We start from the raw sequence: 23,719 nt of genomic DNA on the forward strand, positions 1-23,719 counted from the left end.
GACGTGCGATGGCCGGCGGGGGCAGGGCCGGACAGGGTCAGCCCATGGTCTTCGCGCCGTCGATCGACTCCCGCAGGATGTCGGCGTGCCCGGCGTGCTGGGACGTCTCGGCGATCAGGTGCAGCAGCACCCGGCGGACCGTCCAACTCGCACCCGGCTCGAACCAGGGTGCCTGCGGCAGCGGGTGCGCCGCATCCAGGTCGAGGGTGCCGATCAGCTCGTCGGTCTGGTCGGCCACCTCCCGGAACCGCTCGACCAGACCGGCGAGGGTCGCACCCGGCGCCATCCGGAACTGATCGACCCAGTCGATGGGCTCGCGCTGCATCGCCTCCGCGCCGCCCTGGGCGAAGAGCATCCACCGGTGCTCGCAGTCGGCCACGTGCTTGACGAGACCGCCGAGGCAGAGCTCGCTGACGGTGCTGCGGGTGGCCGCCTGCTCGTCGGTGAGACCGTCCACTGTCTGCAGGAGGAAACCCCGGTGCCGGCGGAGCGTCTGCAGCAGGTCAGCCCGCTCCCCGGTGAGCTGCTCAGTGCTGGGCATGGTGCCACCCTTCTCGTTGTCGAGCGAACCCTCGATGTCCACTGCGCGCCACCGTAGGACGAGGCACCGACAATTCCGGGGCGCGACACGAGGGCGGCATGGGCCCCAGCGGTTGCCGATCCACGCCCGTAGCGGTCCACTGGACGACATGGGTGTGATCAAGGTGGGCACGTCGTCCTGGGCGGACCAGTCACTGCTGCGCTCCGGGTGGTACCCGCGCTCGGCCAACACGCCGGCCCGCCGGCTGGGCTTCTACGCCTGCCGGTTCCCGCTGGTCGAGGTGGACACGTCCTACTACGCCGTCCCCGTTCCGGAAACCACGCAGGGCTGGGTCGACGCCACCCCGGACGACTTCACCTTCGACGTCAAGGCGTTCAGCCTCTTCACCGGCCATCCGACGCCGGTCGCCGCGCTACCCCGGGACCTGCGGCCGGCCGACGGCCCGAGCCGGATCCGCCGCCGTGACCTGCCCGAGCGGGCGTACGACGAGCTGTGGGACCGGTTCCGCGCGGCCCTCGACCCGATCGCGGCGGCCGGCAAGCTGGGCGCGGTGCTGCTGCAGTTCCCACCGTGGCTGGCACGCGGCGCGGCCGCCGAACGCCGGATCGTCGAACTGGCGCAACGGTGCCGACCGTGGCGGGTCGGCGTGGAGCTGCGGCACGGCTCGTGGTTCGACGGCACGGCCGCGACGGACACTCTGGATCTGCTGCGCGCGCACGACCTGTCACTGGTGTGCGTCGACATGCCCCAGGGGCACCCGTCGTCGGTGCCACCGATCCTGACCAGGACGGCGGAGCCGGCGATCGTCCGGTTCCACGGCCACAGCGACGCCTGGGGCGACGGTGACAAGCAGGAGAAGTTCCGGTACGCGTACGCCGATGACGAGCTTCGGCACTGGGCCGGGCTGCTGGCTGAGCTCGCCGGTCCGGCCGACGACCTGCACGTGCTGTTCAACAACTGCTGTGCCGGTCAGGCCCAGCACGACGCCACCCGTCTGGCGCAGCTGCTCAGCGAGACGATGCTCGCCGACCGGGCCGTTCCGGCCCAGGCCACGTCGACTGGCTGACGGACGCGCCCACGGGTCCGGGCACGGGGGTGGCGTCAGGAGCGTCGGCCCCGGCTACGCAGGGCGTCCTGCGTCGAATCGCCGATGTCCGCGTCGTCGGGGAAGGTCCGGCCGCTGGGCGCCGGATTCGGTGGGGCGCCCGGTCCGGCCATCGTCGTACGGGTCGGCTCCACCGAGCCGAAGCCATGCCGTCCGGCCGGGTCTGACCGGCCGGCCGGGGCGCCCGCGCGTCGCTCCCCGCGGCGTCCCTCGGATACCGCGGTCGGCTCGCTGCCCTCGTCCATCGGCGAGTCCTCGTCGGTGCCCCAGGGGGCGTCGGCGTCGACGCCGTCGCTGGTGCCCCACGGTTTGGTTGCTTCCGGCTCCAGCGGGTCGTTGTCCCCGCCGCGTCCCTTGTGCGCCGTCATGGCCACCCCGCTCGTCGGTCCGCCGCTACCGGCGGACGCCGTGCCGTCCTCGGGCCGTGCCTGCCCACCCGGATCTCAACGCACGACCTGCGTTGTCCGTCATTCCGGTGAGCGCGCGTAGGGCCGGCCAGCGCCCCGCCGTCGAGGTGGCGGCGGGACGCCGGCCGGCCCGACGCCTCAACGCCCGGCCATCGCCATCGGCCGCTTGCCATTGCTCATACCGGCCATCTTGATCATGCTCTTCGAGGCGCCCTTCATCGCGCCGCCTCGACCGAGGATGCCCTTGAACACCTGGCCGGGCTTCTGCTGCTCACCCATGTACGCGGTGACCACGACCAGGGTCCCGGTCAGCGCAGGGATGGCCCACTGGAGCAGCTTCATCTGCCGCTGCGAGGAGGCCACGCTGGCCGGGGTCTGGTGGTTCGGCTCGGTGGTGCCGCTGACCGGTGAGGCGCCAGCCTTCTCCAGGCGCATGCCGATCAACCGGCTGTAGCCGGTCACGGCGAGCGCGCCAATCGTCAACGCCGTCTTGATGGCGCTGGTACGGCCGACCCCGGACTGAGCGGCCACACGTGGGCTCTCCGTCACCAGTTCGCCGACCGCCCCGGCCAGGTGCGCGCCGATGGCGGCGGCGTTGACCGGGGTCCATCTGGACCACCCGGCCGACGCGACCGAGAGCCGCTGGGTCGAGTCGCTGATTTTCCCCGCCGCGCCGTTGACGCCGAAAGCACCCATGAGGGAGCCGCCGAACCAGGCCGCGAGGCCCAGGTCGTGCATCGAGCGCAGTGCGGTATGCCGTTCGGACATGTGATCCCCTTCCGCCGTGTTGGGCGCTGCGGCTTACCCGCCGCCCGGGCGGCTAACCCCGTCGCCCACCAGCCGATCCGCCCCGCGCCGGCACGAGGGGGACATTCGGTTGTCGCGGTGCCGCAGCACCGCCGACAGGAGTCGTCCGCGTGGTGGCGGGTAGATCCCGAGCGACGCTGACGGAGAGGGGAACGGGATGTCGCAGCCGGACGAGAGTCGGGAGAAGACCCCCAAGACCGACGCGGTGCTCATGCACCCGGACAACGACCCACACAAGAGCACCAAGGGGGCCGCGCCGCGCAAGGATCACGCGAAGATCCAGGTGGAGCGCGACGGCGAACTGGTGCCGCTGGACCAGGACGAGTGAGCCGACCGGTACGGCTCAGCGGCGCGGCAGGTCGTCGGCGAAACGGGCGATCCGCCGCGCCAGCGGGGTGCTCGCGCGGACCCACGTGACGGAGGCCCCGCCGGTCGGCGGGGCCTCCACATGGTGACGCGGTCAGGAGACGGAGATCGTCCCGTTGCCGGCACGGACGCAGGACACCGCGCGGGCGGCGGTGACGGCGGCGCCGGCGAGGCACTGGCCGAGCACCTGGTGCCCGGTGGCGTTCGGGTGCCACGACTCCTGGCAGGTCTGGAAGTAGCTGACGCAGGTGTTGGCGATCCGCTGGATCGCGATCTTGTCCTTGCCGGCGAGGCTGGTGACGAAGGTGCCGGTCGCGCCGTCCTGGAGCCGGATCGGTGTGGCCAGCGCGCCCGTCGGGCTGCTCGTCTGCTCACAGAGACGGGCGCCGTTGAAGGCCTGCTGCACGTTCAGGTACACCAGGTCGTCGGCCGGGAACTCGGCCGCCAGGGTGTCCCGGGTGGACTTCACGATGCCGCCGAGACCCTGCGAGAAGCGGTGCCCGGGCGCCAGGCTGGCCCGGTGGATCGGGCATCCGGCCGCGTACCGCTCGGCACCCAGGTCGCGGAACTTGTCCCGGGTGTCGTCCCGGCTGTCCTCCTCGTGGAACTGCGGGTTCAGGTCCAGCGGCAGCGGGTTCGTGTAGTCCTGGAACACCACTCGGTGCTGACCGTCCGCGTCCACCTGGTCGAGGGTGGTCAGGATCTGGCGTACGGCGGCGGTGGTCTCCGCGGTCGCGGCGCTGAGCTGTGCTGCGGTGGCCAGGTCGGCGTCCGTGCACGGCTTCTGCTCGACCGGGCCGTTCAGGTACGCCCAGAACTCCCACCAGCCGGTCCAGGCGTCGGCGATGAACCGGTTGGCGCACTTCTCCGCGACGCTGCCGAAGGTGAACGAGCTGTTGTTGGAACCCAGGCCGATCAGCACCAGGTCGATGTCCTGGGTCTGCGCGACGGCGCGGAGCTGGTCCAACTGCGCGGCCACGGTGCGGCCGTTGGTACGCGCCTGCGAGGCGTTGGCGATGTCGTGTGGTTGGCCGCCGGAGCAGGCCAGGTTGAACCGGTTCTGGATGCCCGGCAGGTTGGCCTGGTGGAGCGAGGCGTTCGCCGATCGGTGGCAGAAGAACGCGTTGTCGTTCGGCGCGGTCCAGCCGGGGAAGCCCTGGGCGACTCCGTTGATGTCGACGACCGGGGTGTACGCCCCGGCACCCTCGCCACTGATGAAGCTGTCCCCGAGTGCCACCGCGGCGGTGGGAGGCGCGGCGGACGCGGGTGCGGGCAACGCGACGGCGGTCGACAGCGCGGCCAGGGCGATCGTTAGCCCCGCGGCGAGCGCGGTACGTCGGAACCTGGGCATGGGGGCTCCCATTCATCGAAAGATGAAAGACTCTCTGAGAGCGCGATCAGATCACCCTCGTGCGACGGGCGTCAATGGCCCGTAACGGATTCGTTCGATGAAAGACATGCACGCCTCGACGTGCGGTTCACCTCGCCGAAGTGGGCTCGCTCGCCCGGTCGTGGCGCCGCAGCACGGCCGCGCCGACGGCGTTCAGACCGACACCCCAGATCAGCAGGACGCACAGCCACTGCACCCAACGCAGCAGGCTCATGTCCCCCGAGAGCAGGTTGCGCACGCTGCCCAACGGAGTGAGCCACGCCTGGGCGGGACGGAGGGCGTCCACGCTCAGCGCCGCGAACAGGCCCAGCGGCAGCACGATCGTGGCGACGAACGCGATCACTGTCGAGCGCAGCAGCAGCCCGAGCCCGGTGCCCACCAGGCCGGCGCCGATCTGCGTCAGCACACTGCCCACCGCGATCGTCCCGGCGTGCCGCCATGCGTCATCGGCGATGTCAGCGGGGGTGAAGGCGAGCGTCGCGGCGCAGATCAGCACCCCGACAACGCCGATGACGACGGCCGGCAGGCACACCGCCAGCACCGTCGGCGCGACCCGGGCGGCGCCGCCCGCCCGCCGCAGGTCGTGCACCAGCAGGATGCCGAAGAGCGGCGTCACGACCGACATCAGGCTCTGGGCGGTGTCCGACAGCGCGGCGAACGTCCGGTCGGCGGGAGCCGCCGCCGCGACCAGCACCACCGCGGCGAGCAGCCCGGCCAGCAGGGTGCCCACCAGCAGCCACCGCCGGGCGCGCGTGCCGATGGCACGCTGGAGAGGGCTTCTCGTCGTCACGTCCACCACAATCGCCTCCAGTCGATGCGCCAGCGGCATCCGGCCGGTCCCAACCCTGCCGCGATCATGGGCCAGCGTAGCGGCGGAGGTTTCTCTGCGTGGTCCCGTGATCACCGGTTGGGCTGTTGGTTGGCTCACGTCCGCAGGCTCACGCGCGGCGGGTCGGAGCGGGGGCCACGGGAGTTGTCCTAGCCTCGGGCTAGGCTCGCTCCGGCGCGCCACGCCGGCTGATGTCGCCGGTGACCGGCAGCACACCGCCGAGACCGGGGAGTACGACCAGTTGACCGCAGAGCCTGACACCCTGTACGGGGCCGATGACCTCACTCACCTTGAGGGGCTGGACGCTGTCCGCAAGCGGCCCGGCATGTACATCGGTTCCACCGACAGCCGTGGCGTGGGTCACCTCGTCAACGAGATCCTCGACAACTCCACCGACGAGGGTGTCGCCGGTCACGCCAGCAACGTCGAGGTGACACTGCACGCCGACGGCTCGGTGCAGGTCGACGACGACGGCCGGGGCATCCCCACCGACGTGCACGCCAAGTCCGGCATCTCCGGCGTCGAGCTGGTGCTCACCCGGCTGCACGCCGGCGGCAAGTTCGGCGGCTCCGGTTACAAGACCTCCGGCGGCCTGCACGGCGTCGGCGCCTCGGCGGTCAACGCGCTGTCCCACCGCTTCGACGTGACCGTCCGCCGGGCCGGCAAGGTGCACGCGATGTCCTTCCGGCACGGCGTCCCGGGCATCTTCGACGGCGACGGCGCGGACGCGCCCTTCACCGCCGGCCCCGGGCTGCAGGTCATCGGGGCGATGAAGCGCGGCCAGCGCACCGGCACCTCGATTCGCTGGTGGCACGACGCCCGCTACTTCGAGACCGGCGCCGCGCTCGACGTCGACGCGGTCCGCACGAAGCTGCGCAACACCGCCTTCCTGGTTCCCGGCGTGACCTACCTGCTGCGTGACCTGACCGGCGAGGCCCCCGCCGAGGAGCGGTTCCACTACCCCAACGGGCTCAGCGACATGGTGGAGTTCCTCGCGCCGGCCGGCGACCGGCCGGTCTCCGGCATCCTGCTGGTCAACGGTGAGGGCACATACCGGGAGAACGCCGCCGACGCCAACGGCGTCATGCAGTCCAACGTGCAACGGCGCGCCGAGGTCGAGGTGGCGTTCCGGTGGGGCACCGGCTACGAGCGCACCGTCGAGTGCTTCACCAACACCATCCGCAACGCGCACGGCGGCACGCACCGCAAGGGCTTCGAGCGGGCCCTCGTCCGCGCCCTCGCCGACGCGGTCCGCAACACCCGCGGTCTGCTCAAGGCCAAGGAGGAGCCGCCCACCCTGGACGACGTCCTGGAGGGGATGACCGCGGTGGTGCACGTGCGGATCCCCGAGCCGCAGTTCACCTCGCAGACCAAGGACGAGCTCTCCACCCCGGGCATCACCAAGGTGCTCCAGGGGTTGGTCGACGCGCACGTCAAGGCCTGGCTGGAGGACCGACGCACCAAGGCCGAGGCGCGCACCGTCCTGCAGAAGATCGTCGACGCGGCGCGGGTGCGGCTCACCCAGAAGCAGCAGAAGGACGCCGCCCGGCGCAAGACCGCCCTGGAGGGCGCGTCCATGCCGCCGAAGCTGGTCGACTGCCGAGCCACCGGCATCGACCGCAGCGAGCTGTTCATCGTCGAGGGCGACAGCGCGCTCGGTACGAGCCGGATGGCTCGATCCTCCGAATACCAGGCGTTGCTGCCGATCCGCGGCAAGATCCTCAACGTGCAGAAGGCCAACCTCCAGCAGGTTCTGGACAATGCCGAGTGCGCCGCGATCGTGCAGGTCCTCGGGGCCGGCTCGGGGCGTACGTTCGACCTCGCCTCGCTGCGCTACGGCCGCGTGCTGATCATGGCCGACGCCGACGTGGACGGCGCCCACATCCGGACGCTGCTGATCACCCTCTTCGCCCGCTACATGCGCCCGTTGATCGAGGCCGGTCGGCTCTACGCCGCGATGCCGCCCCTGCACAAGATCACCACCAGGGGGCGCAACCCGCAGACCGTCTACACCTACACCCAGGCCGAGATGGAGACGACGGTCCGCAAGCTGGAGAAGGCCGGCAAGCAGATCGTCACGCCCATCCCACGCTTCAAGGGCCTCGGTGAGATGGACGCCGACGAGTTGTGGGACACCACGATGAACCCGGCCACCCGTGCCGTCCGCCGGATCACCCTCGACGACGTCGACGCCGCCGAGCGGATCCTCGAACTGCTGATGGGCGAGAAGGTCGAGCCGCGCCGCAACTGGCTCATCGACTCCGCGGATCGGGTCGACCGGGAAGCGATCGACGCATGAGCGAGCGGCAGCGAAGCGAATCATCGAGACAGCGCGATGGTGCCTCATGCCGTTGCGTAGCGCAGCGAAGCGACGGCATGAGCACCCGTTCCGTTCGAGTGGAGAGCTGAGTCATGGCACGGCGCAAGGAAAACAAGGTCGACCTCTCCTCGTTCGACCAGGCCGGCGCGCGAGTCTTCGACAACCCGTTGGTCACCGAGGTCTCCGACTCCTATTTGGAGTACGCGTTCTCGGTCATCCACTCCCGCGCCCTGCCGGACGCCCGCGACGGCCTCAAGCCGGTGCACCGGCGCATCCTCTGGTCGATGTACGAGCAGGGCTACCGCCCCGACCGTGGGCACGTGAAGTCCGCCCGAATTGTCGGCGATACAATGGGTAAGTACCATCCGCACGGCGATACGGCGATCTACGACGCCATGGTCCGCCTCGCGCAGGACTTCTCCCTCAACGTGCCGCTCATCGACGGGCACGGAAACTTCGGATCTCCGGACGACGGCCCGGCCGCCTCGCGCTACACCGAGGCACGGATGTCGCGGGAGGCGATGCTGCTCGTCGGTGAGCTCGGCGAGGACACCGTCGACGTCGAGCCCAACTACGACGGGTCGCTGACCCAGCCGACCGTGCTGCCGGCCGCCTTCCCCAACCTGCTGGTCAACGGCGCGTCCGGGATCGCGGTCGGCATGGCCACCAACATGATCCCGCACAACCTGGCCGAGGTGGTCCAGGCGGCTCGTTGGCTGATCAACCACCCGGACGCCAGCCTGGACAAGCTCATGGAGTTCGTTCCCGGCCCCGACCTGCCCACCGGCGGGGTGCTGCTGGGCCTGGACGAGGTGCGCCGCGCGTACGAGACGGGGCGCGGCGTGGTGCGGATGCGCGGCAAGGTGGAGATCGGCCCGATCGAGGGCAGTCGGGGTCGCCAGGCCATCACCGTTGTCGAGCTGCCCTACGGCGTCGGCGCGGAGAAGGTCATCGCGGCCGTCACCAACGAGGTCACCAAGACCAAGCGGCTGACCGGCATCGCCGACGTCAAGGACCTCACCGACCGGGAGAGCGGCACCCGACTCGTCATCGAGTGCAAGGTGGGCGTCAACCCGCAGGCGCTGCTCGCCGACCTCTACCGGCTGACCCCGCTGGAGCAGTCGTTCGGCGTCAACAACCTGGTCCTGGTCGACGGGCAGCCGCGCACCCTGGGTTTGAAGGCGCTGCTGGAGGTGTTCCTGGCCCACCGGTACGAGGTGGTCACCCGGCGCACCTCGTACCGTCGGCGCAAGCGTCAGGAGCGGCTGCACCTGGTCGACGGTCTGCTGATCGCCCTGCTGGACATCGACGAGGTGGTCCGGCTGATCCGGGGCAGCGATGACGCGCAGGCCGCGAAGGACGGGCTGATGAGCCGCTTCGGTCTCTCCGACATCCAGGCCACCTACATTCTGGACACTCCGCTGCGCCGGTTGACCAAGTTCGACCGGATCGAGCTGGAGACCGAGCAGGAGCGGCTGTGCACCGAGATCGCCGAGCTGAGCGCGATCCTCGACGACGAGCGGGTGCTCAAGAAGGTGGTCTCCGACGAGTTGGCGGCCGTGGTCAAGCAGTTCGCCACCGAACGACGTACGACGCTTGTCGACGGCGACCTCAAGGAGGTGCTGGCCGCGTCCGCGCCGGCCGGTCCGCTGGAGGTCGCCGACGACCCGTGCCAGGTGATCCTCTCCGCGACCGGGCTGGTCGCCCGGACCGCGGCCGAGTCGGAGGAGAGCGCCGAGGGGCGCCGACGCAACGGCCGGATCAAGCACGACACGGTACGCGCGATCGTGCACTCCACCGCCCGTGGTCGGGTGCTGTTGCTGACCAGTGCCGGTCGGGCCTTCAAGGTCGACGTCCTGCCGCTGCCGGTGCTGCCGGAGCAGGCCGGCACGGTGTCGCTGCGGGGCGGCATGTCCGCGGCCGAGTTGGTGCCGCTGGAGGCGGGGGAGACCGTCGTCGGCCTGGCCCCGCTGGGTGGGCAGGCGGAGGGCTCACCGGGTCTGGCGCTGGGCACCCGGCAGGGCGTGGTGAAGATCTGCGCGCCGGAGTGGCCGGTACGGTCCGACGAGTTCGAGGTGATCGGTCTGCGTGCGGGCGACGAGGTGGTCGGGGCGACCTGGCTGACCGACGGCGACGAGACGCTGACCTTCGTCACCTCGGAGGCGTCGCTGCTGCGCTTCCCCGCCGCGCTGGTCCGCCCGCAGGGCCTCAAGGGTGGCGGCATGGCCGGCATCAGCCTGCCGGCCGGAGCGCGGGTGGCGTTCTTCGGCGCGGTACGCACCGACGACCCGGGGCATGGCGAGCCGATGGTGGTGACCTCCACCGGGGCGACGGTCAAGGTGACGCCGTTCAAGGCGTACCCGGCGAAGGGCCGGGCCACCGGCGGCGTGCGCGCACACCGCTTCCTCAAGGGTGAGACGGACGTGGCCGTCGCCTGGGTGGGTCCGCGCCCGGTCGGCGCGACCGGCACCGGTGACCCGGTGGAGCTGCCCGCGGCCGACCCACGCCGCGACGGCAGCGGCTTCGCGGTGATGCTCGGCCCAACGGTGGTCGGCCACCTCATCGAACGCGACTGACTCCACCAGGTCGCTCTCGTCGATCATGCACCTGTCGCCAGCCCACCTCGGTACCTGGCGGCAGGTGCATGGTCGGTTGGCGGGCTCGCGGGTGCGGTGCGCGTGAACGGGTGCCGCGGGAAGCCCCGTGGTGTCTCGCCCCCGCGGCGGAGGTGCACACGCCTACGAGGAGGGCTCTCCTACGTGCGAGGGAGGCTCTCATGCGTGCGGGCGAGGCAGCGGGCCCTGTCAAGATCGGTCGGCCGCGCGATGCCGTCAGGGCGGTGAAACGGGAGGCTTGACCACGTCGAACACACGGCGCAAGCACCCCGAGGAGACACCACAATGGAGTTCCGCCCCGCTTTCATCGCCGCCCCGGTCCTGGTGATGAGCTATGGCATCATCCGGCTCGTCGACGGCTTGGACGGCGAGCGTGGTCCCGGCCCGGCCTGGACCATCGGGCACCTCGCGTTCATCGGCGCGCTCGTCGCGTTCATCTCGGTGTTCTGGCAGATGCGCCGCATGACTGGTGGTCGGGTCCTGGCGACGGTGTTCGCCACGGCCGGCACCTTCGGTGCGCTGGCGCTGATCACCCAGTTCTCGATCGACCTGGTAGCCGGCTTCCTGGCCACCGACAACTACGGCATGAGCATGACCATTCACCAGGTACGCACCCTGCCGGGTATCGCGCAGTTGGCCTACGACTTCGGGCCCTACGCCTTCTATCTCGGTCAGCTCGCGTTGGTCGTCCTGCTCGCGGTGCAGCGCCGGGTCAAGGTGTGGACGCCGGTTCTGGTGCTGGCCGACCTTGCCACGCCGTTCATCGACAAGGACCTGATTCCGCTGGGGTCGGTCCTGCTGCTGGTCTCCTTCCTTCCGCTGGCCCGCCGCACCACCGCCGCCACCCCGGCGAACCCGGTGCCCGCCCTCGTTTGAGCGGCAGGTCGCGAGCCGATCCCCCCGGGGCCGGGGGATCGGCTGCCCGTGGGGAGGAGGGTCACGGATCATGCACACTGTCGCGATGTCGTTCGCCCGCTTCGTGCGTACCACCAATCCGTACGTGGTGGACGCGGCGATCGCCGTGTTCGTCCTCGTCGCGGTGTCGCTGCCGTTCGTGCTCCCTCGGCCGGGCAGCGCGCCTGGGCTGCTGGCGTACCTGCTCACCGCGGGCACGGCGATCCCGCTGATCTGGCGCAGGCGGGTGCCGTTCACCGTGTTGGTGGCGGTCGCACTGGCCACGATCGCGGGCAAGGCTGTGGACGCGCCAGGGCAGCCCCTCGCGTACGGCGGGCTGGTCGCGCTCTACACGGTCGCCGCAGTGGGAGGTCGCCGGCAGCGCTGGGGCGCACTCGCCGCGACCTTCCCGGGTGTGGCGGCAGGGGTGGCGTTCAACACCAACCGCATCAGCGAATACTTCTACACCTTCCTGGTCTTCTTCACCGCGTACGTCCTTGGTCGACTCAGCCACGCTCGCCAGGAGCGCGCGACCGCCCTGGAAGACCGGGCGCTTCGGGCTGAGCGTGAGCGTGAGTTCGAGGCCGATCAAGCCGCCGTACGCGAGCGGGCCCGGATCGCCCGGGAGATGCACGACGTGTTGTCGCACGCGGTGAGCCTCATGATCGTGCAGGCCGAGGCCGGGCCGGTCGCGGTGCGTACCGCCCCGCACCGAGCCGAGGCGGCGTTCGAAGCGATCGCCGCCGCCGGCCGTGACGCCATGGTGCAACTGCGTGGCATGCTCGGCCTGCTGCGCGCGGAGGCCGGGCCCCGCAGTCCGCAGCCCACCCTGGCCCAACTGCCGCCGCTGATCGACGGAGTCCCGGCGGCCAGCCTGCGGGTGACCGGTGAGCAACGCCCGGTGTCGGCCGATGTGGAACTGGCGGCTTACCGCATCGTCCAGGAGGCCCTCACCAATGCCGTCAAGCACGCGGCGGCCAGCACGGTCGACGTCCACCTGGACTGGTCACCCGAAGCCCTCACGATCACCGTGGCCGACGACGGCGTCGGAACCAGTGGCCCGGGTGGCGGACACGGCCTCGTCGGCATCCGGGAACGGGCGATCGCCTGCGGAGGCGCGGCGAGAACCGGGCCGGACGTCGGTGGACGCGGGTTCACCGTCGAGGTTCGGCTACCCTTCCCGGCGTGACGATTCGGGTGGTGATCGCGGACGACCAGGAACTCGTCCGCAGCGGATTCGCCATGATCCTCGACGCCCAACCGGACATCACCGTCCTCGCCGAGGTCGGGGACGGCGAGGCGGCAGTGGCCGCCGTTCGGGAGCACCGGCCGGAGGTGGCGCTCCTGGACATCAGGATGCCGACGATGGACGGGATCGAGGCCGCTCGTCGCATCTGTGCCGACGCCGGCAGCCGGGTCATCATGCTCACCACATTCGACCAGGACGACTACATCTACGAGGCGCTCTACGCCGGGGCCAGCGGCTTCCTGCTCAAGGACGTACGCCGTGAAGACCTCGTCCACGCTGTCCGGGTGGTGGCCTCCGGCGATTCGCTGCTCGCCCCCTCGGTCACCCGGCAGATCATCGCCGACATCGCCGGTCGCCACCGGTCTGGTCAGAGTCGGCCGGCCGACGGGGCCGACGCCCGCCTCGGCGTGCTCACCACCCGCGAGCGGGAGACCCTGCACCTGCTGGGCCGAGGTCTGTCCAACGCGGAGATCGCCCAGACCTTGGTGGTCAGCGAGCACACCGTGAAGACCCATGTCAGCAGCGTGCTGACCAAACTCGGCCTCCGAGACCGCGCCCAGGCGGTGATCTGCGCCTACGAGACCGGCCTGATCGCCGTCGGCGAAGACTGAACACCCTCCCTGTCCCTCCCCAGCCCTGCTCCCTGTCCCCTCCCCTTCCTCGTCGATCTTGCACTTGGTGTCGCGACATTTGCCGCAACTGGGGCAAAGCGACGTCTGAAAGCGCAAGATCGGCGGACGGACGGACGGACGGACGGGCGCGCGGGCGGACGGGCCGGCGGGCGGGCGGGCCGGCGTGGCGGGCGTGGCGCGCGGGCGTGGGCGTACGGGTGGGTGGGTGTGGGGTGTGCGTGTGGTGGGCGCGCGGGTGGGGCGGGAGTGCGGGGCTAGGCGACGTTGTGGGGGCGGAACTGGACGCTCACCCGGGGCCCCACCGGGCGGGTGGTCTTCGGGATGGCGTGCTCCCAGGTGCGTTGGCACGAGCCGCCCATCACGATCAGGTCGCCGTGGCCCACTCCGAAGCGGAGGCTGTCGCCACCGCCGCGCGGGCGTAGCAGCAGCGGTCGGGGTGCTCCGAAGGAGACGATCGCGACGATGGTGTCGCTGTGTGCGGAGCGGCCGATGGTGTCGCCGTGCCAGGCGACGCTGTCCCGCCCGGACCGGTAGAGGCACATGCCTGCGGTGACGAAGGGTTCGCCCAACTCGGGCGCGTAGTGCCGGGTCAGCGCGGCCCGTGCCTCGGTGAGCACCGGGTGGGGCAGTCGGGCCTCGCCGCCGTACCAGCAGAGCAGGCGGGGCACGTCGACCTCGGTGTCATACATGGTGCGCCGTTCGGCACGCCAGGGCACCTCGCTGAGCAGGGTGTCGAGGACCGTGTCGGAGCCGCGCACCCAACCGGGAAGGTGGTCGACCCAGGCGCCCCGGCTGAGCTGGTGTCGGCGGAGCTGGCCGGGCAGCGGCCCCAGGGTCGGCCCGGCGTCGGCCAGGTCGAGCATCGACGGCTGGTAGGCGGCCTGCGTCATTCGGCCACCCTAGCAGCACTTTCGTACACCCGTGCTAGGGATGACCCGCTGCGATCAGTCGGTGACGGCGGCGCCGCGGACGGCGTCGAGCACCGCCTCCACGACCCGTGCCCGGCCCTGCCCGTCGACGGTCGACCAGGCCTGCGCGCCCAGCGTCGCGCGCCGCCGCGGCGAACTGAGCAGGCCGTGCAGGGTACGCGCCGCCGTCGCGCGGGCGGCTCGTCCGGCGATCCCGGCGGCGGTCAGCTCCGGCAACTCGCCGAGGCCGGCGGCCAGGCCGTGCCGCACCACCCGGGCGTACGACTCACGTTGGTTGTCGACCACGCAGACCAGCGCGGCGGGTGCGCCGAGGCAGCAGAGTTCCCAGGTGGACGTGCCGGCGGCGCTGACCACCAGGTCGGCTTCGGTGATCAGCGTCGGCAGCGAGCTGGTGGGCGGGACCGGCCGGATGATCTGCCCGCGGCCGGGGACGACGTCCTCGACCTCCGCCTCGATCTCGGGTCGGCCGACGACGACCGTGAGGTCCATCGGGTGGCCGGTGGCCACCAGCACCCGGGTCAGGACCGGTGCCGCACCGACCGCGTCGGTGCCGCCGAAGAACGCCAGCACCCGGGGTCGGCTGACCGTCGTGGCGGGCGGGGGGACCGGTGGCCGGGCGGTGATCACGGAGTCACGCAGCAGGGCGTACCCGCTCCCGGCGAGCAGCCGCCCGGGCAGCTCCGGCAGCTCCGCTCCGAAGTTCTGGTCGAGGTAGAGGTCGGCGACCTGGCCCCGGCTGTCTCCGTCGATCACGGCGAGGGTGAACACGCCGGCGGCGCGGAGGGCGCCCGCCCCGGCCGGGTCCAGCTCGTAGGAGTCGAGGACCAGTACGTCCAGTTCGTGCCGGCGGGCCGCCTCGACCAGTTCGGCCGGCGTGTCCGGGCCCGGGTGCAGGGGAATGCCCCGCGTGGCGAGCTCCGCGGTGGCCCAGGGGAGCCGCTCGACGGTGCCGAACACGGCGACGTGGGCGCCTCGCGCGAGGAACTCCTCGGCGAGCGCGAGGCAGCGGACGAGATGGCCGACGCCGCGCTTCGGTCCGGCGTCGCAGCGCAACCCGACGCGGAGGGTGCTCAGGACTCCTCCAACTGCTTCTGACGTACGTCCGCGTTGAGCGCACGCAGCCGGGGCTGCCCGTGGAGCCAGTCGGCGAGTTTGGCCAGTGGCACGCTGACGTCCCCGAAGTGGTCGATGACGGCGCTGACCAGCGCCCAGTCCTGCTCGGTGTCGAGGGTCAGCCGCAGCTCGGAGCGGTCCGGGGTGAGCGTCACACCGAGCACCCGGAACAGCTCCGGGTGGGTGTACGCGTACGAGGTCACGTGCACCCGGTGGTGGTCGGTGGCGAGTCGGCCCAGGGTGCGCAGCGTCTCCGCTCGGATGATCTCGACGTCCAGCCCTCGGGGCAGGGTGCGGGCGATCGACGTGCTCGCGTAGTCCAGCCCGGGAACCGCCCGGTACACCGACGCGACCAGGGTGATGATCTCCGGGTCGAGCAGCGGGCAGTCGGCGGTGAACCGCATGACCGCGTCCCCCGGGTGCGCCGCGAGGGCACCCACGAACCGATCCAGTACGTCGTCGACCGGCCCGCGGTGGCACGGGACGCCCAGCCGCTCGCACTCGGCGACCACGGCGTCGTCGACCGCGTCCGTGCTGGTGGCGACCACCAGGTCGGCCAGAACGCCGCTGTCGCGGGCGGCGCGCACCACCCGGCCCAGCACGGATCGCCCGGCGAGCGGGCGGAGCACCTTGCCGGGCAGCCGGGACGAACCCATCCGGGCCTGCACGATGCCGACGATCCGGGGCCCCGCGCCGTCCGTCGGGGTCGACCCGTGCACCGGTACGCCGGTCACTGCTGTTCCTCCTGCCGCTGTGGGCCGAGCGCCGCGATGGCCCGGCGCTTGGCGGCGCGGGCACCTCGCTTGGCCAGCCGGGCCGGGGTGATGGCGAGCCGGCCCACCCGGTAGCTGAGCGATCCGCTGAGCAGGCCGATCGTCGTCTCGGCCCGCCGCAGCGCCCGTTCCCGCGAGGTGAGCAGCTCCTCGGTCCACGCGGTCAGCGCCGCCAGCCGGGTGAGCTCCTCGCGCTGCCGCAGCCACGCCTCGCGCAGTTGCTGGTAGCTGTCCGCGCCGACCGGCGGGTCGGTGGGCGCGACGGCGTGCAGCTCGGTGGCGAGGTTGACCCTGCCGTCGTGGTCCAGCCCGTGCAGGGCGGCGGCGATGGCCGCCTCGGCCTCCACCGCCTCGGCGACGGTCGTGCGGTCCACGTCGTGGCCGGCGAGCCCACCGAGCACCACGGTCAGACCGGCGACGTCGAGGGTGGACGACCACGGGTGGGCGTATCCGCCGGTGAGCAGGCTTGCCGCGAAGCGCCACAGCCCGCGGGCCAGCACCACGTCGGCGGGAAGCGCGTCGGTGGCCCGCCAGCTCGGGTCGAGCACCGTGTAACGCGCACCGTCGACGACCACGTTGTCGGTGCCGGCCAGCGCGGCGGCGCCGGCGATTCGGCCGTCGGTGTCGGCCTGGTCGGTGAGCCAGCCCGCGTACCCGTGCAGCAGCGTGCGCAGGGTCGCCAGGTCGCGGCGCAGGGCCGCGTCGAGCAGCAGGGTACGCAGCAGCCGGCCGGACGGCACCGGCCCGGACAGCGCGTCCGCGTCCCGGTACGCGGCCTCGCGGCTGGCGAACGGCGCGGCGGCCGGCACGTTCGTGGCGGTGGCCGCGGTGAGCCCCCACCGCCATCCCGAGGGGCCGTGCAGCACCTCCAGTACGCCGATCCCGGGTCGCCCGGTCTGCACCAGCGCCACCGGCAGGTCCTCCTCGGCGGACGGCGTGGCCGGGGCCGCGGGCCCGGCGGGCCGGTGGGCGAGGATCAGCCAGCCCGGTGCGAGGTCGGCGGCACGTCCGGCGTGCAGCGCGTCCACCGCCAGCCGGGCCGGGTCCTGGAGCACCGTGGCGCCGGTGAAACCGCCGGCACACGCTCCGTGCAGCACCGCGTCGAAGAGGCCGGAGCCGCGGTCGGAGTCGAGGTCGTCGGCGTCGAGCAGCGCCGTCGGGGTGTTGGCATCGGGGTACGCGGCCCAGCACGCGGCCGGCTGCAGCTCCGCTGCGGTGAGCCGCTCGCGCAACTGGTCCCGGTTGGCCGGGTGGGTGCGATCGAGCACCCCGCCGATGGTCCACTCGGAATCGTCCCGGCCGGCGTACCAGGGGGTGGTGGCGACCAGCCGGTGCAGGCCGAGCGGGTTGTCCAGGCGCAGCAGCAACGCGCCACCCGGTCGTAGGGCGGCGACCAGTCGCGCCAGCACGCCGTCCCAGCCGAGCCGGGTGCCCTCCACCGACTCCACCGGGTCCAGCCCGGCGGCGGCGATCACCACGTCGTACGTCTCGTCGTCGGGCAACCCGGCCGGGCCACCCACCACCACGTGGGCGGCTCGCTGGGCCAGCGCGACCGCGTCCGGGTGGCTGCGCAGCAGGCAGGTCACCTCGGCGTGGCCGAGCTGGTCGAGCAGGGCCGGGTCGTGCGGCCCGGCCACGAGGACGCGAGCGCCGGGCGGCACGAGCCGGGCGGCCAGCGCGGCGACGGGCCCACCGTCGGCCAACCGCTCCTGCGGCAGGTCGGACCAGGCCAGCATCTCGCCGCCCGGCAGGGTGATCCGGCCGGCGGGTGCCGTCGCAGAGGCTGTCGGGGAACCCTGCAGCGGCTGCGACGGGCCCGGCCGACGACCGGCGGCGTTGGAGTGTGATCCGGATACAACACCGGTACCCGGATCACACTCCGCCTTGCCGGATCGCCGCCTGGACTCCGCCTCGCTCGCCCCGGGGTTCCCCGACAGCCTCTCAGTCGTCACGGTGGTCCTCTTCCTCCTGGAGGTTCGCCCAACCGAGCAGCTCGCGCAGCTCTGCCGGGGTGCAGCGGTGGTCGGTGCCCAGCTCGGCGCGGGCGATCTCGACCGCGGTGGACAGGTCGACCGTGGCGCCGTGCAGCTCCGGCCACTGCCGCCGGATCCGGGCGGTCCCGCCGAAGGTCGGGTCCTCGTTGGACAGGATCATCGGGTCGCCGTAGACCGCCGGTTCGCATCCCGCCGCGATGCCGTAGAAGATCGCACTGGTCAGCCGGTTGGATGCTACCCGGCGGTGGCGGCGCAACTCGGTCAGCTGCCTGTCGAGGAACTCCGGGTCGGTGTCCTTCCACCAGTGCCCCCGGTAGCCGTGGCAGATCACCCGGAACCCGGCGCGCTCGTAGAGGCGACGGACGCTGCGCATCCGGTACTCGTGCCAGTAGAGGCAGACGGTGACCGGGCCGGGCTCGGTCTCCTGGATCAGCGCGATCAGCTTCCGGTGGTCACCCTTGACGTGCTGGCCCTCCCAGCCGTGGAACGGGTACCAGATGGTGCCCTCCCGCTCCTCGGCCGGCGGTTCCTCGGGGCGCATGGCCAGCAGGTAGCTGAACGGGGCTCCGATGACGACCACGTTGCGCCGCCCCACCGACCAGGCCCGTCGGCGGGTCTGTTCCGACCAGAGCAGGCTCGGGGTGCGCTCGGCGTACGGGTGACCGGGGGCCAGGCCGTCACCGATGTTCCAGCCGTGCTGCACGTACCCGTTGATCCGCGGTGGGTGCCGGTCGCCGAGACCGGCGTAGCGGGCCAGCACGTGCGCGTGGCCGTAGAAGTGGTTGGCGTGGTGCATCAGGTTCCCATCAGGCGGCGGTACGCACCGAGCCGACCCGTAGGGCCGCGGTCAGCGCGTCGATGACGCGATCCTGGTCGGTGTCGCTGAGTCCCGGGTAGAGCGGCAGCGACAGCTGCTGGGAGTAGAACGACTCGGCCACCGGGCAGGATCCGCGCCGGTAACCGAGGTCGGCGAAGGCCGGGTGCCAGTGCACCGGGATGTAGTTGACCTGCACGCCGATGCCGGCGGCCCGCATCCGGTCGTACACCTCGCGGCGACGCCCGTCGAGCACCCGGATCGGGTAGAGGTGCCAGGCCGGGTCGGCCCAGGACCTGCGTGTCGGCAGCAGCACGCCGTTCAGGTCGGCCAGCGCCTCGTCGTAGCGGGCGACGAGGGCGGTCCGTCGCGCCTTGAACTCGGCGAGCCGGCGCAGTTGACTGCGGCCCAGGGCGCAGAGCACATCCGGCAGGCGGTAGTTCAGCCCGAACTCGTGCACCTCCTGGTGCCAGCCGCCCTCGTCCGGGAAGCGCAGCTCGTCGCGCTCGCGCACCATGCCGACGCCGCGGAACCGGCGGGCCCGCTCCAAGACCTGCGGGTCCAGTGCGGCGACCGCGCCGCCCTCGGCGGTGGTCAGGTTCTTGGTGGGAAAGAACGAGAACGTGGTCAGGTCGGCAAGCGAACCCACCGGCCGGCCGTGGTAGGTCCCGCCGATCGAGTGCGCCGCGTCGGCGAGGAGCAACGCGTCGCTGCCCACCAGCGACTTGCGGAGCGCGTCGTAGTCGGCGGGGTGGCCGGCGTAGTCGACCGCGGAGACGACCTTGGTCCGCGAGGTGACCGCGGCGGCGGCCGCCGCCGGGTCGAGGCAGAAGGTCTCGTCCTCCACGTCGGCGAAGACGATCTTCGCCCCGAGGGCGACCGCGCTGCTGGCGGTCGCCACGAACGTCATCGGCGGAACGACCACCTCGTCACCCGGGCCAACCCCGGCAGCCGCGTACGCCACGTGCAGCGCCGCGGTGCCGTTGGAGACGGCGGTGACGCCGACCCCACCGGTCCAGGTGGCGAGGTCGGCCTCGAACGCGTCGACCTGCGGCCCGGTGGTGAGCCAGTCGCCGCGCAGCACGTCGGCGACGGCGGCGATGTCGTCCTCGGTGACCGACTGCCGGCCGTACGGGAGCATTCCCGTCATGCGGTGAGGCCGAGCATGTCGCGTAGCTGCTCGACGGTGAGCCACTCGTCGTTGGTGTCCGACTGGTAGGCGAAGCCGTCCGGCACCGGGTCGCAGTCGACCGGCGGCTGGTAGCCCCAGGTGGCGATGGTCGGCTGGACGATGAACCGGCCGTCGGCGCGCAGCGTCCGCCGGCTGTCGTCGGGCGCGATCATCTCCTCGTGCAGCTTCTCGCCCGGCCGGATCCCGATCTCGTGGGTGGTGGCATCCGGGGCCACGGCCTCGACCAGGTCGAGGATGCGCATGCTCGGGATGCGCGGCACGAACAGTTCGCCACCCTGCATCTGGTCGAACGAGTCCATGACGAACTGCACGGCCTGGTCGAGCGTGATCCAGAAGCGGGTCATCCGCTTGTCGGTGATCGGCAGGCTCTTGCCCTCGGCGGCCAGCCGCCGGAACAGCGGGACGACCGAACCGCGGCTGCCCACCACGTTGCCGTAGCGCACGACGGCGAACCGGGTGGGGTGCTGGGCGGCGTAGTGGTTCGCCGAGACGAACAGCTTGTCGCCGACCAGCTTCGTCGCGCCGTACAGGTTGATCGGGCTGGACGCCTTGTCGGTGGAGAGCGCGATGACCTTCTTGACACCGGCCTCGATCGCGGCGTCGACGACATGCTGGGAACCGGTGATGTTGGTGGCGATGTACTCGGAGGGGTTGTACTCCGCGGTGTCCACCTGCTTGAGCGCGGCGGCGTGCACCACGTGGTCCACGCCGTGCATGGCCCGGGTGAGGCGGTGCCGGTCCCGGATGTCGCCGATGAACCAGCGCAGCCGGGGGTCGTCGCCGAGCTGCTGGCGCAACTCGTACTGCTTGAGCTCGTCGCGGGAGAACACGACCACGCGGGCCGGGTCGGCCTCGGTGAGGATGTGCCGGAGGAAGGTCCTGCCGAAGGAACCCGTTCCCCCGGTGATCAGAATGGACGACCCATTCAACTCACTCAATTTGGCGCTCCCGTGATCGTGGATGAACGGGCGGCCCTCGGCCGGCCGACCGGGGTGAGACGCTAGCCATGGCGGGTTAACTCCCCGACGCTCACGGGTGAACCACGACCCCTGCTCCTGTGAATGCCGAGCACCGCGTAGGCAAACACTGTCGACCAAAACGCAATGGGCCTGACCAGGTCGGATCCGGCCGTTACAGTGACCGCGCGAGTGACCCGGTGGCGCTGTCCGCAGCCGGTTCCCGCGTTCACCCGACATCCGCACCGGCTCGGTGCGAACGGATCACCCCCGAGCGTCACCCGTGCAGGCCGACGTGCCCGCCGGTCTGCGCGGGCCCGGTCCGGCCGGCAATTCTGGAGGCGTTGATGGCATCCGGTAGCGACGTGATCGAACGGCCGGCGGTTGCGGCGGAACCGACGGACTCGGCACCCGCGCGACGCTGGCTGGTGCCGGTGCTGCTGGTCGTCGGTTGGGTGCTCAGCGTCGCCTGGCGGATGTGGCTGTCCCGGCACATCGTGCTGCCGATCGCGCACACCGACGAGGACAGCTACCTGAACACCGCCCGCGCGCTGGCGGGCGGGCCGGGCGGCTTCAGCAGCGAGAACGACCTGCTGCGCCGGGTCGGCTACCCGATGCTGATCTCGCCGGCGTTCCTCGGCGACCGGGATTTCAGCGACAGCTACCGGATCGTCCAGCTGATCAACGCGATGGCGAACTCGACGCTGCTGCCGCTGGCGTACCTGCTCGGTCGTCGTCTGCTCCGGTTGCGCCGGTCGTACGCGCTGGCGAGCGCCCTCGCGGCGGCGACCCTCCCGGCCACCGTCTTCTACGCGGGCATCGCCATGATCGACACGGTGATGGCGCCGCTGGTGGTCGCCTGGCTGCTCGCCGTGCACCGCTGGATCGGGCGGCCCGGCCCGGTCGCCGCCGCCACCGTCGGTCTGCTGGTCGGCGGGTTCCACCTGCTGCACTCCCGCGGCCTGGTGATCGTGGCGGTGCACGCCGGGTTGGTCCTGCTGCTGTTCGTCCGTCGCCGGATCAGCCCACCCGCGGTGCTCGCCGCGCTGCTGCCGGTGCTCGCCATGGCGCTCGTGAACGAGGCCGCCATCCGCTACCTCGGCAACAAGGTCTACCTGCTCGGCAGCACCCCCGGCGGTGGCACGGTCGAGGCGGTCGCCTCCATCCAGGGTGTGGTCCGGGTCAGCGCGGGCGTCACCACCCAGCTCTGGTACCTCGTGGTGATCACCTTCGGGATGGCCGGAGTGGCCTGGGCCGCCGCCGTCCGCGAGCTGTGGCGCCCACGGCACGGCGACGCCGCCCGCTGGACGATGGGCGTGGCGCTGGTGGTGACGCTCGGGGTGGCCGGCGGGTCATCGGTGATCCTGGCCGGCATCACCGGCAAGCCGCTGGACGCGATCTACGGCCGCTACGTGCAGATGCTGGCGCCGTTCTGGCTGCTCGTCGGGCTCGGCGTGCTGCTCACCGCCGGCCGCCGGGTGGTGCTGCGCCGGGCGGCCGTCGCGGTGGCCCTGCTGATCGGCGGCGGTGCGCTGATCGCCGCCCGACTCGCCTACGTGGCCAGCCAGGGCCACCGGTTGCGCTACGGCGGTTTCAGCGCCCCGGACCTGGCGGCGTTGACCGCGGGCTGGCGGGAGATGCGGCCGGTGGTCGGCTCGCTGGTCGGCATCGCCGGCTGTCTGCTGCTCGTCGCGGCCGTCCTGGTGCCCCGACTGCGGTTGCCGATGTTCGGCGTCCTCGTCCTGGTCAACCTCGCCACCATGCAGGTGATCGACCAGCACGTCGTGCGGTCGGCCATCACCAGCACCGCGCCGACGCCCCGGGTGGCCGACGTCGGCGTACGCCCCGGCGAGCGGGTGTGGGCCTCGACCGGTGTGCACTACGTCCTGCGGTTCAACCTCAGCCACCAGGTGACCTGGACCGACGTGCGGTGGTTCGGCCTCGGGCAGCCGCCGGCCGCGGCGCAGGTGGTGTTCGCCCGCTGGGCGCCCGGGGCGGCCGACGACTGGGACGGCACGGCGTACGGCTTCGTCCGGCTCGGCGGCAACCCGGCGCAGCACTGGGCGGCCTGGCGGCGGGCCTGAACCGCCGCGCCCCGGTGGACACCACTATTCGTGAACGGCGGATGTCCACCGGGAGCACCGACGGTTAATGATTTCGGTCCGATGCGGATTGGCTACGACAATCAGCGTTGACGGCGGTCGGCCCGCGCCAGGGAAATCGGGATGACGGTGATTTCCCGGCCGTCGGACAGCTCCTGCCGGGGCGTGCCCTCGACGAATCGGAAACGCCGGTTCATCTGTCGTACGACGGTATTGTGACCGAGCACCTCGCCGTCGAGCCGGTCCAGGTGCAGCCCGTCGAAGGCGTACTCGACGGCCTCCCGCATGACCCCCAGCCAGGCGGGCAGCGTCTCACTCCGCCGGTCCAGCCCGTCGGCGTCGAGATAGAAGCCCCACGCGCCGGTACGGGGGCCGTCCAGCCGCAGGTCGAAGAAGGTGACCACGCCGCAGGGCAGGTCGTCGCGGACATACATCAGCACCCGCCGGGACGGGTCGTCCCGGACCGTCGACCACCACCGCGCGTGCTCCTCGACGGTGATCTCGTGGCTGGTTTTGCTGACCTGGCGGTTGGTTTCCTGATTACGCCAGGACAACATCAGGTGAACGTCGTCCGCCGTCGCTTCGCGCAGCACGTGCGTCTCGCTTTCTTATCTGTTCACGTCGGGTCCCGGCACCTTACCCGGGCCCACCGGGAAAGCAGATATGCATTCGTTGGGTTGTAGACTGCGGC

General features: G+C 71.7%; 21 protein-coding genes. 8 read left to right on the forward strand and 13 right to left on the reverse strand.

Annotated elements, in window-relative coordinates; translation table 11 throughout:
• Positions 1-37 precede the first annotated feature (37 nt).
• Complete coding sequence (locus C7C45_RS02160) at positions 38-583, reverse strand: DinB family protein (RefSeq protein ID WP_244200195.1); 546 nt, start codon at positions 581-583, stop codon at positions 38-40.
• A 106-nt stretch (positions 584-689) separates the two neighbouring features.
• On the opposite strand from C7C45_RS02160, the gene C7C45_RS02165 reads away from it, so the two are divergent.
• Positions 690-1,607 (forward strand): DUF72 domain-containing protein, encoded by a 918-nt coding sequence (locus C7C45_RS02165; RefSeq protein WP_110561926.1) that lies wholly within the window; start codon positions 690-692, stop codon positions 1,605-1,607.
• Positions 1,608-1,642: 35 nt separating this feature from the next.
• Here the strand turns inward: C7C45_RS02165 and C7C45_RS02170 are convergent, their stop codons facing one another.
• Together C7C45_RS02170 and C7C45_RS02175 are read right to left on the reverse strand one after the other, a co-directional pair.
• Positions 1,643-2,014 carry a hypothetical protein gene (locus C7C45_RS02170; protein WP_110561927.1) on the reverse strand — a complete coding sequence of 124 codons (372 nt, stop codon included), beginning with the start codon at positions 2,012-2,014 and terminating at the stop codon, positions 1,643-1,645.
• Between the two features lie 177 nt (positions 2,015-2,191).
• A complete protein-coding gene (locus C7C45_RS02175) occupies positions 2,192-2,821 on the reverse strand; it encodes a hypothetical protein (RefSeq protein ID WP_110561928.1) in 630 nt (209 codons plus the stop codon).
• Positions 2,822-3,017: 196 nt separating this feature from the next.
• Here C7C45_RS02175 and C7C45_RS33860 point away from each other — a divergent pair, with 196 nt between their 5' ends.
• The gene (locus C7C45_RS33860) at positions 3,018-3,188 is read left to right on the forward strand and encodes a hypothetical protein (protein WP_167454610.1); all 171 of its coding nucleotides are present in this window, start codon (positions 3,018-3,020) and stop codon (positions 3,186-3,188) included.
• Between the two features lie 132 nt (positions 3,189-3,320).
• Here the strand turns inward: C7C45_RS33860 and C7C45_RS02180 are convergent, their stop codons facing one another.
• Together C7C45_RS02180 and C7C45_RS02185 are read right to left on the reverse strand one after the other, a co-directional pair.
• Entirely contained in the window at positions 3,321-4,577 is a 1,257-nt protein-coding gene (locus C7C45_RS02180) for an SGNH/GDSL hydrolase family protein (protein WP_110561929.1), read from the reverse strand.
• 127 nt (positions 4,578-4,704) lie between these two features.
• Positions 4,705-5,445 (reverse strand): hypothetical protein, encoded by a 741-nt coding sequence (locus C7C45_RS02185; protein ID WP_110561930.1) that lies wholly within the window; start codon positions 5,443-5,445, stop codon positions 4,705-4,707.
• Between the two features lie 241 nt (positions 5,446-5,686).
• Here C7C45_RS02185 and C7C45_RS02190 point away from each other — a divergent pair, with 241 nt between their 5' ends.
• From C7C45_RS02190 to C7C45_RS02210, 5 genes are all read left to right on the forward strand, one after another.
• Positions 5,687-7,744 carry a DNA gyrase/topoisomerase IV subunit B gene (locus tag C7C45_RS02190; RefSeq protein WP_110561931.1) on the forward strand — a complete coding sequence of 686 codons (2,058 nt, stop codon included), beginning with the start codon at positions 5,687-5,689 and terminating at the stop codon, positions 7,742-7,744.
• Between the two features lie 113 nt (positions 7,745-7,857).
• The gene (locus C7C45_RS02195; RefSeq protein ID WP_110561932.1) at positions 7,858-10,341 is read left to right on the forward strand and encodes a DNA gyrase/topoisomerase IV subunit A; all 2,484 of its coding nucleotides are present in this window, start codon (positions 7,858-7,860) and stop codon (positions 10,339-10,341) included.
• Positions 10,342-10,665: 324 nt separating this feature from the next.
• The gene (locus C7C45_RS02200) at positions 10,666-11,256 is read left to right on the forward strand and encodes a hypothetical protein (RefSeq protein ID WP_110561933.1); all 591 of its coding nucleotides are present in this window, start codon (positions 10,666-10,668) and stop codon (positions 11,254-11,256) included.
• A gap of 70 nt (positions 11,257-11,326) precedes the next feature.
• Positions 11,327-12,463 carry a sensor histidine kinase gene (locus C7C45_RS02205; protein WP_244200196.1) on the forward strand — a complete coding sequence of 379 codons (1,137 nt, stop codon included), beginning with the start codon at positions 11,327-11,329 and terminating at the stop codon, positions 12,461-12,463.
• Positions 12,460-13,134 carry a response regulator gene (locus C7C45_RS02210; RefSeq protein ID WP_110561935.1) on the forward strand — a complete coding sequence of 225 codons (675 nt, stop codon included), beginning with the start codon at positions 12,460-12,462 and terminating at the stop codon, positions 13,132-13,134. The genes C7C45_RS02205 and C7C45_RS02210 overlap by 4 nt, the downstream gene beginning before the upstream one ends.
• A 275-nt stretch (positions 13,135-13,409) precedes the next feature.
• Here C7C45_RS02210 and C7C45_RS02215 read toward each other — a convergent pair whose 3' ends face one another.
• The 7 genes from C7C45_RS02215 to pseB all read right to left on the reverse strand — a co-directional run bounded on the left by C7C45_RS02215 (position 13,410) and on the right by pseB (position 20,908).
• Entirely contained in the window at positions 13,410-14,045 is a 636-nt protein-coding gene (locus tag C7C45_RS02215; protein WP_110561936.1) for an alpha-ketoglutarate-dependent dioxygenase AlkB, read from the reverse strand.
• A 54-nt stretch (positions 14,046-14,099) separates the two neighbouring features.
• Positions 14,100-15,158 (reverse strand): PseG/SpsG family protein, encoded by a 1,059-nt coding sequence (locus C7C45_RS02220; RefSeq protein WP_110562057.1) that lies wholly within the window; start codon positions 15,156-15,158, stop codon positions 14,100-14,102.
• Entirely contained in the window at positions 15,155-15,931 is a 777-nt protein-coding gene (locus C7C45_RS02225; protein WP_280101361.1) for a cytidylyltransferase domain-containing protein, read from the reverse strand. Before C7C45_RS02225 ends, C7C45_RS02220 begins: the two co-directional genes overlap by 4 nt.
• A complete protein-coding gene (locus C7C45_RS02230) occupies positions 15,928-17,706 on the reverse strand; it encodes a class I SAM-dependent methyltransferase (protein ID WP_110561937.1) in 1,779 nt (592 codons plus the stop codon). Before C7C45_RS02230 ends, C7C45_RS02225 begins: the two co-directional genes overlap by 4 nt.
• A gap of 205 nt (positions 17,707-17,911) precedes the next feature.
• Positions 17,912-18,760: a hypothetical protein gene (locus C7C45_RS02235; protein WP_110561938.1), complete on the reverse strand. Its 849-nt coding sequence runs from the start codon at positions 18,758-18,760 to the stop codon at positions 17,912-17,914.
• 10 nt (positions 18,761-18,770) lie between these two features.
• Entirely contained in the window at positions 18,771-19,928 is a 1,158-nt protein-coding gene (locus C7C45_RS02240; protein WP_110561939.1) for a DegT/DnrJ/EryC1/StrS family aminotransferase, read from the reverse strand.
• Positions 19,925-20,908: a UDP-N-acetylglucosamine 4,6-dehydratase (inverting) gene (pseB, locus tag C7C45_RS02245; RefSeq protein ID WP_110561940.1), complete on the reverse strand. Its 984-nt coding sequence runs from the start codon at positions 20,906-20,908 to the stop codon at positions 19,925-19,927. The genes C7C45_RS02240 and pseB overlap by 4 nt, the downstream gene beginning before the upstream one ends.
• Positions 20,909-21,273: 365 nt before the next feature.
• Here pseB and C7C45_RS02250 point away from each other — a divergent pair, with 365 nt between their 5' ends.
• On the forward strand, positions 21,274-23,010 hold the full coding sequence (locus C7C45_RS02250; protein WP_110561941.1) for a hypothetical protein: 1,737 nt from the start codon (positions 21,274-21,276) through the stop codon (positions 23,008-23,010).
• Positions 23,011-23,111: 101 nt separating this feature from the next.
• Here the strand turns inward: C7C45_RS02250 and C7C45_RS02255 are convergent, their stop codons facing one another.
• Entirely contained in the window at positions 23,112-23,621 is a 510-nt protein-coding gene (locus C7C45_RS02255; protein WP_110561942.1) for a peptide chain release factor 2, read from the reverse strand.
• Between the last annotated feature and the right edge of the window lie 98 nt (positions 23,622-23,719).

The sequence above is a fragment of the Micromonospora arborensis genome, from assembly GCF_003205615.1.
Lineage (GTDB): Bacteria > Actinomycetota > Actinomycetes > Mycobacteriales > Micromonosporaceae > Micromonospora > Micromonospora arborensis.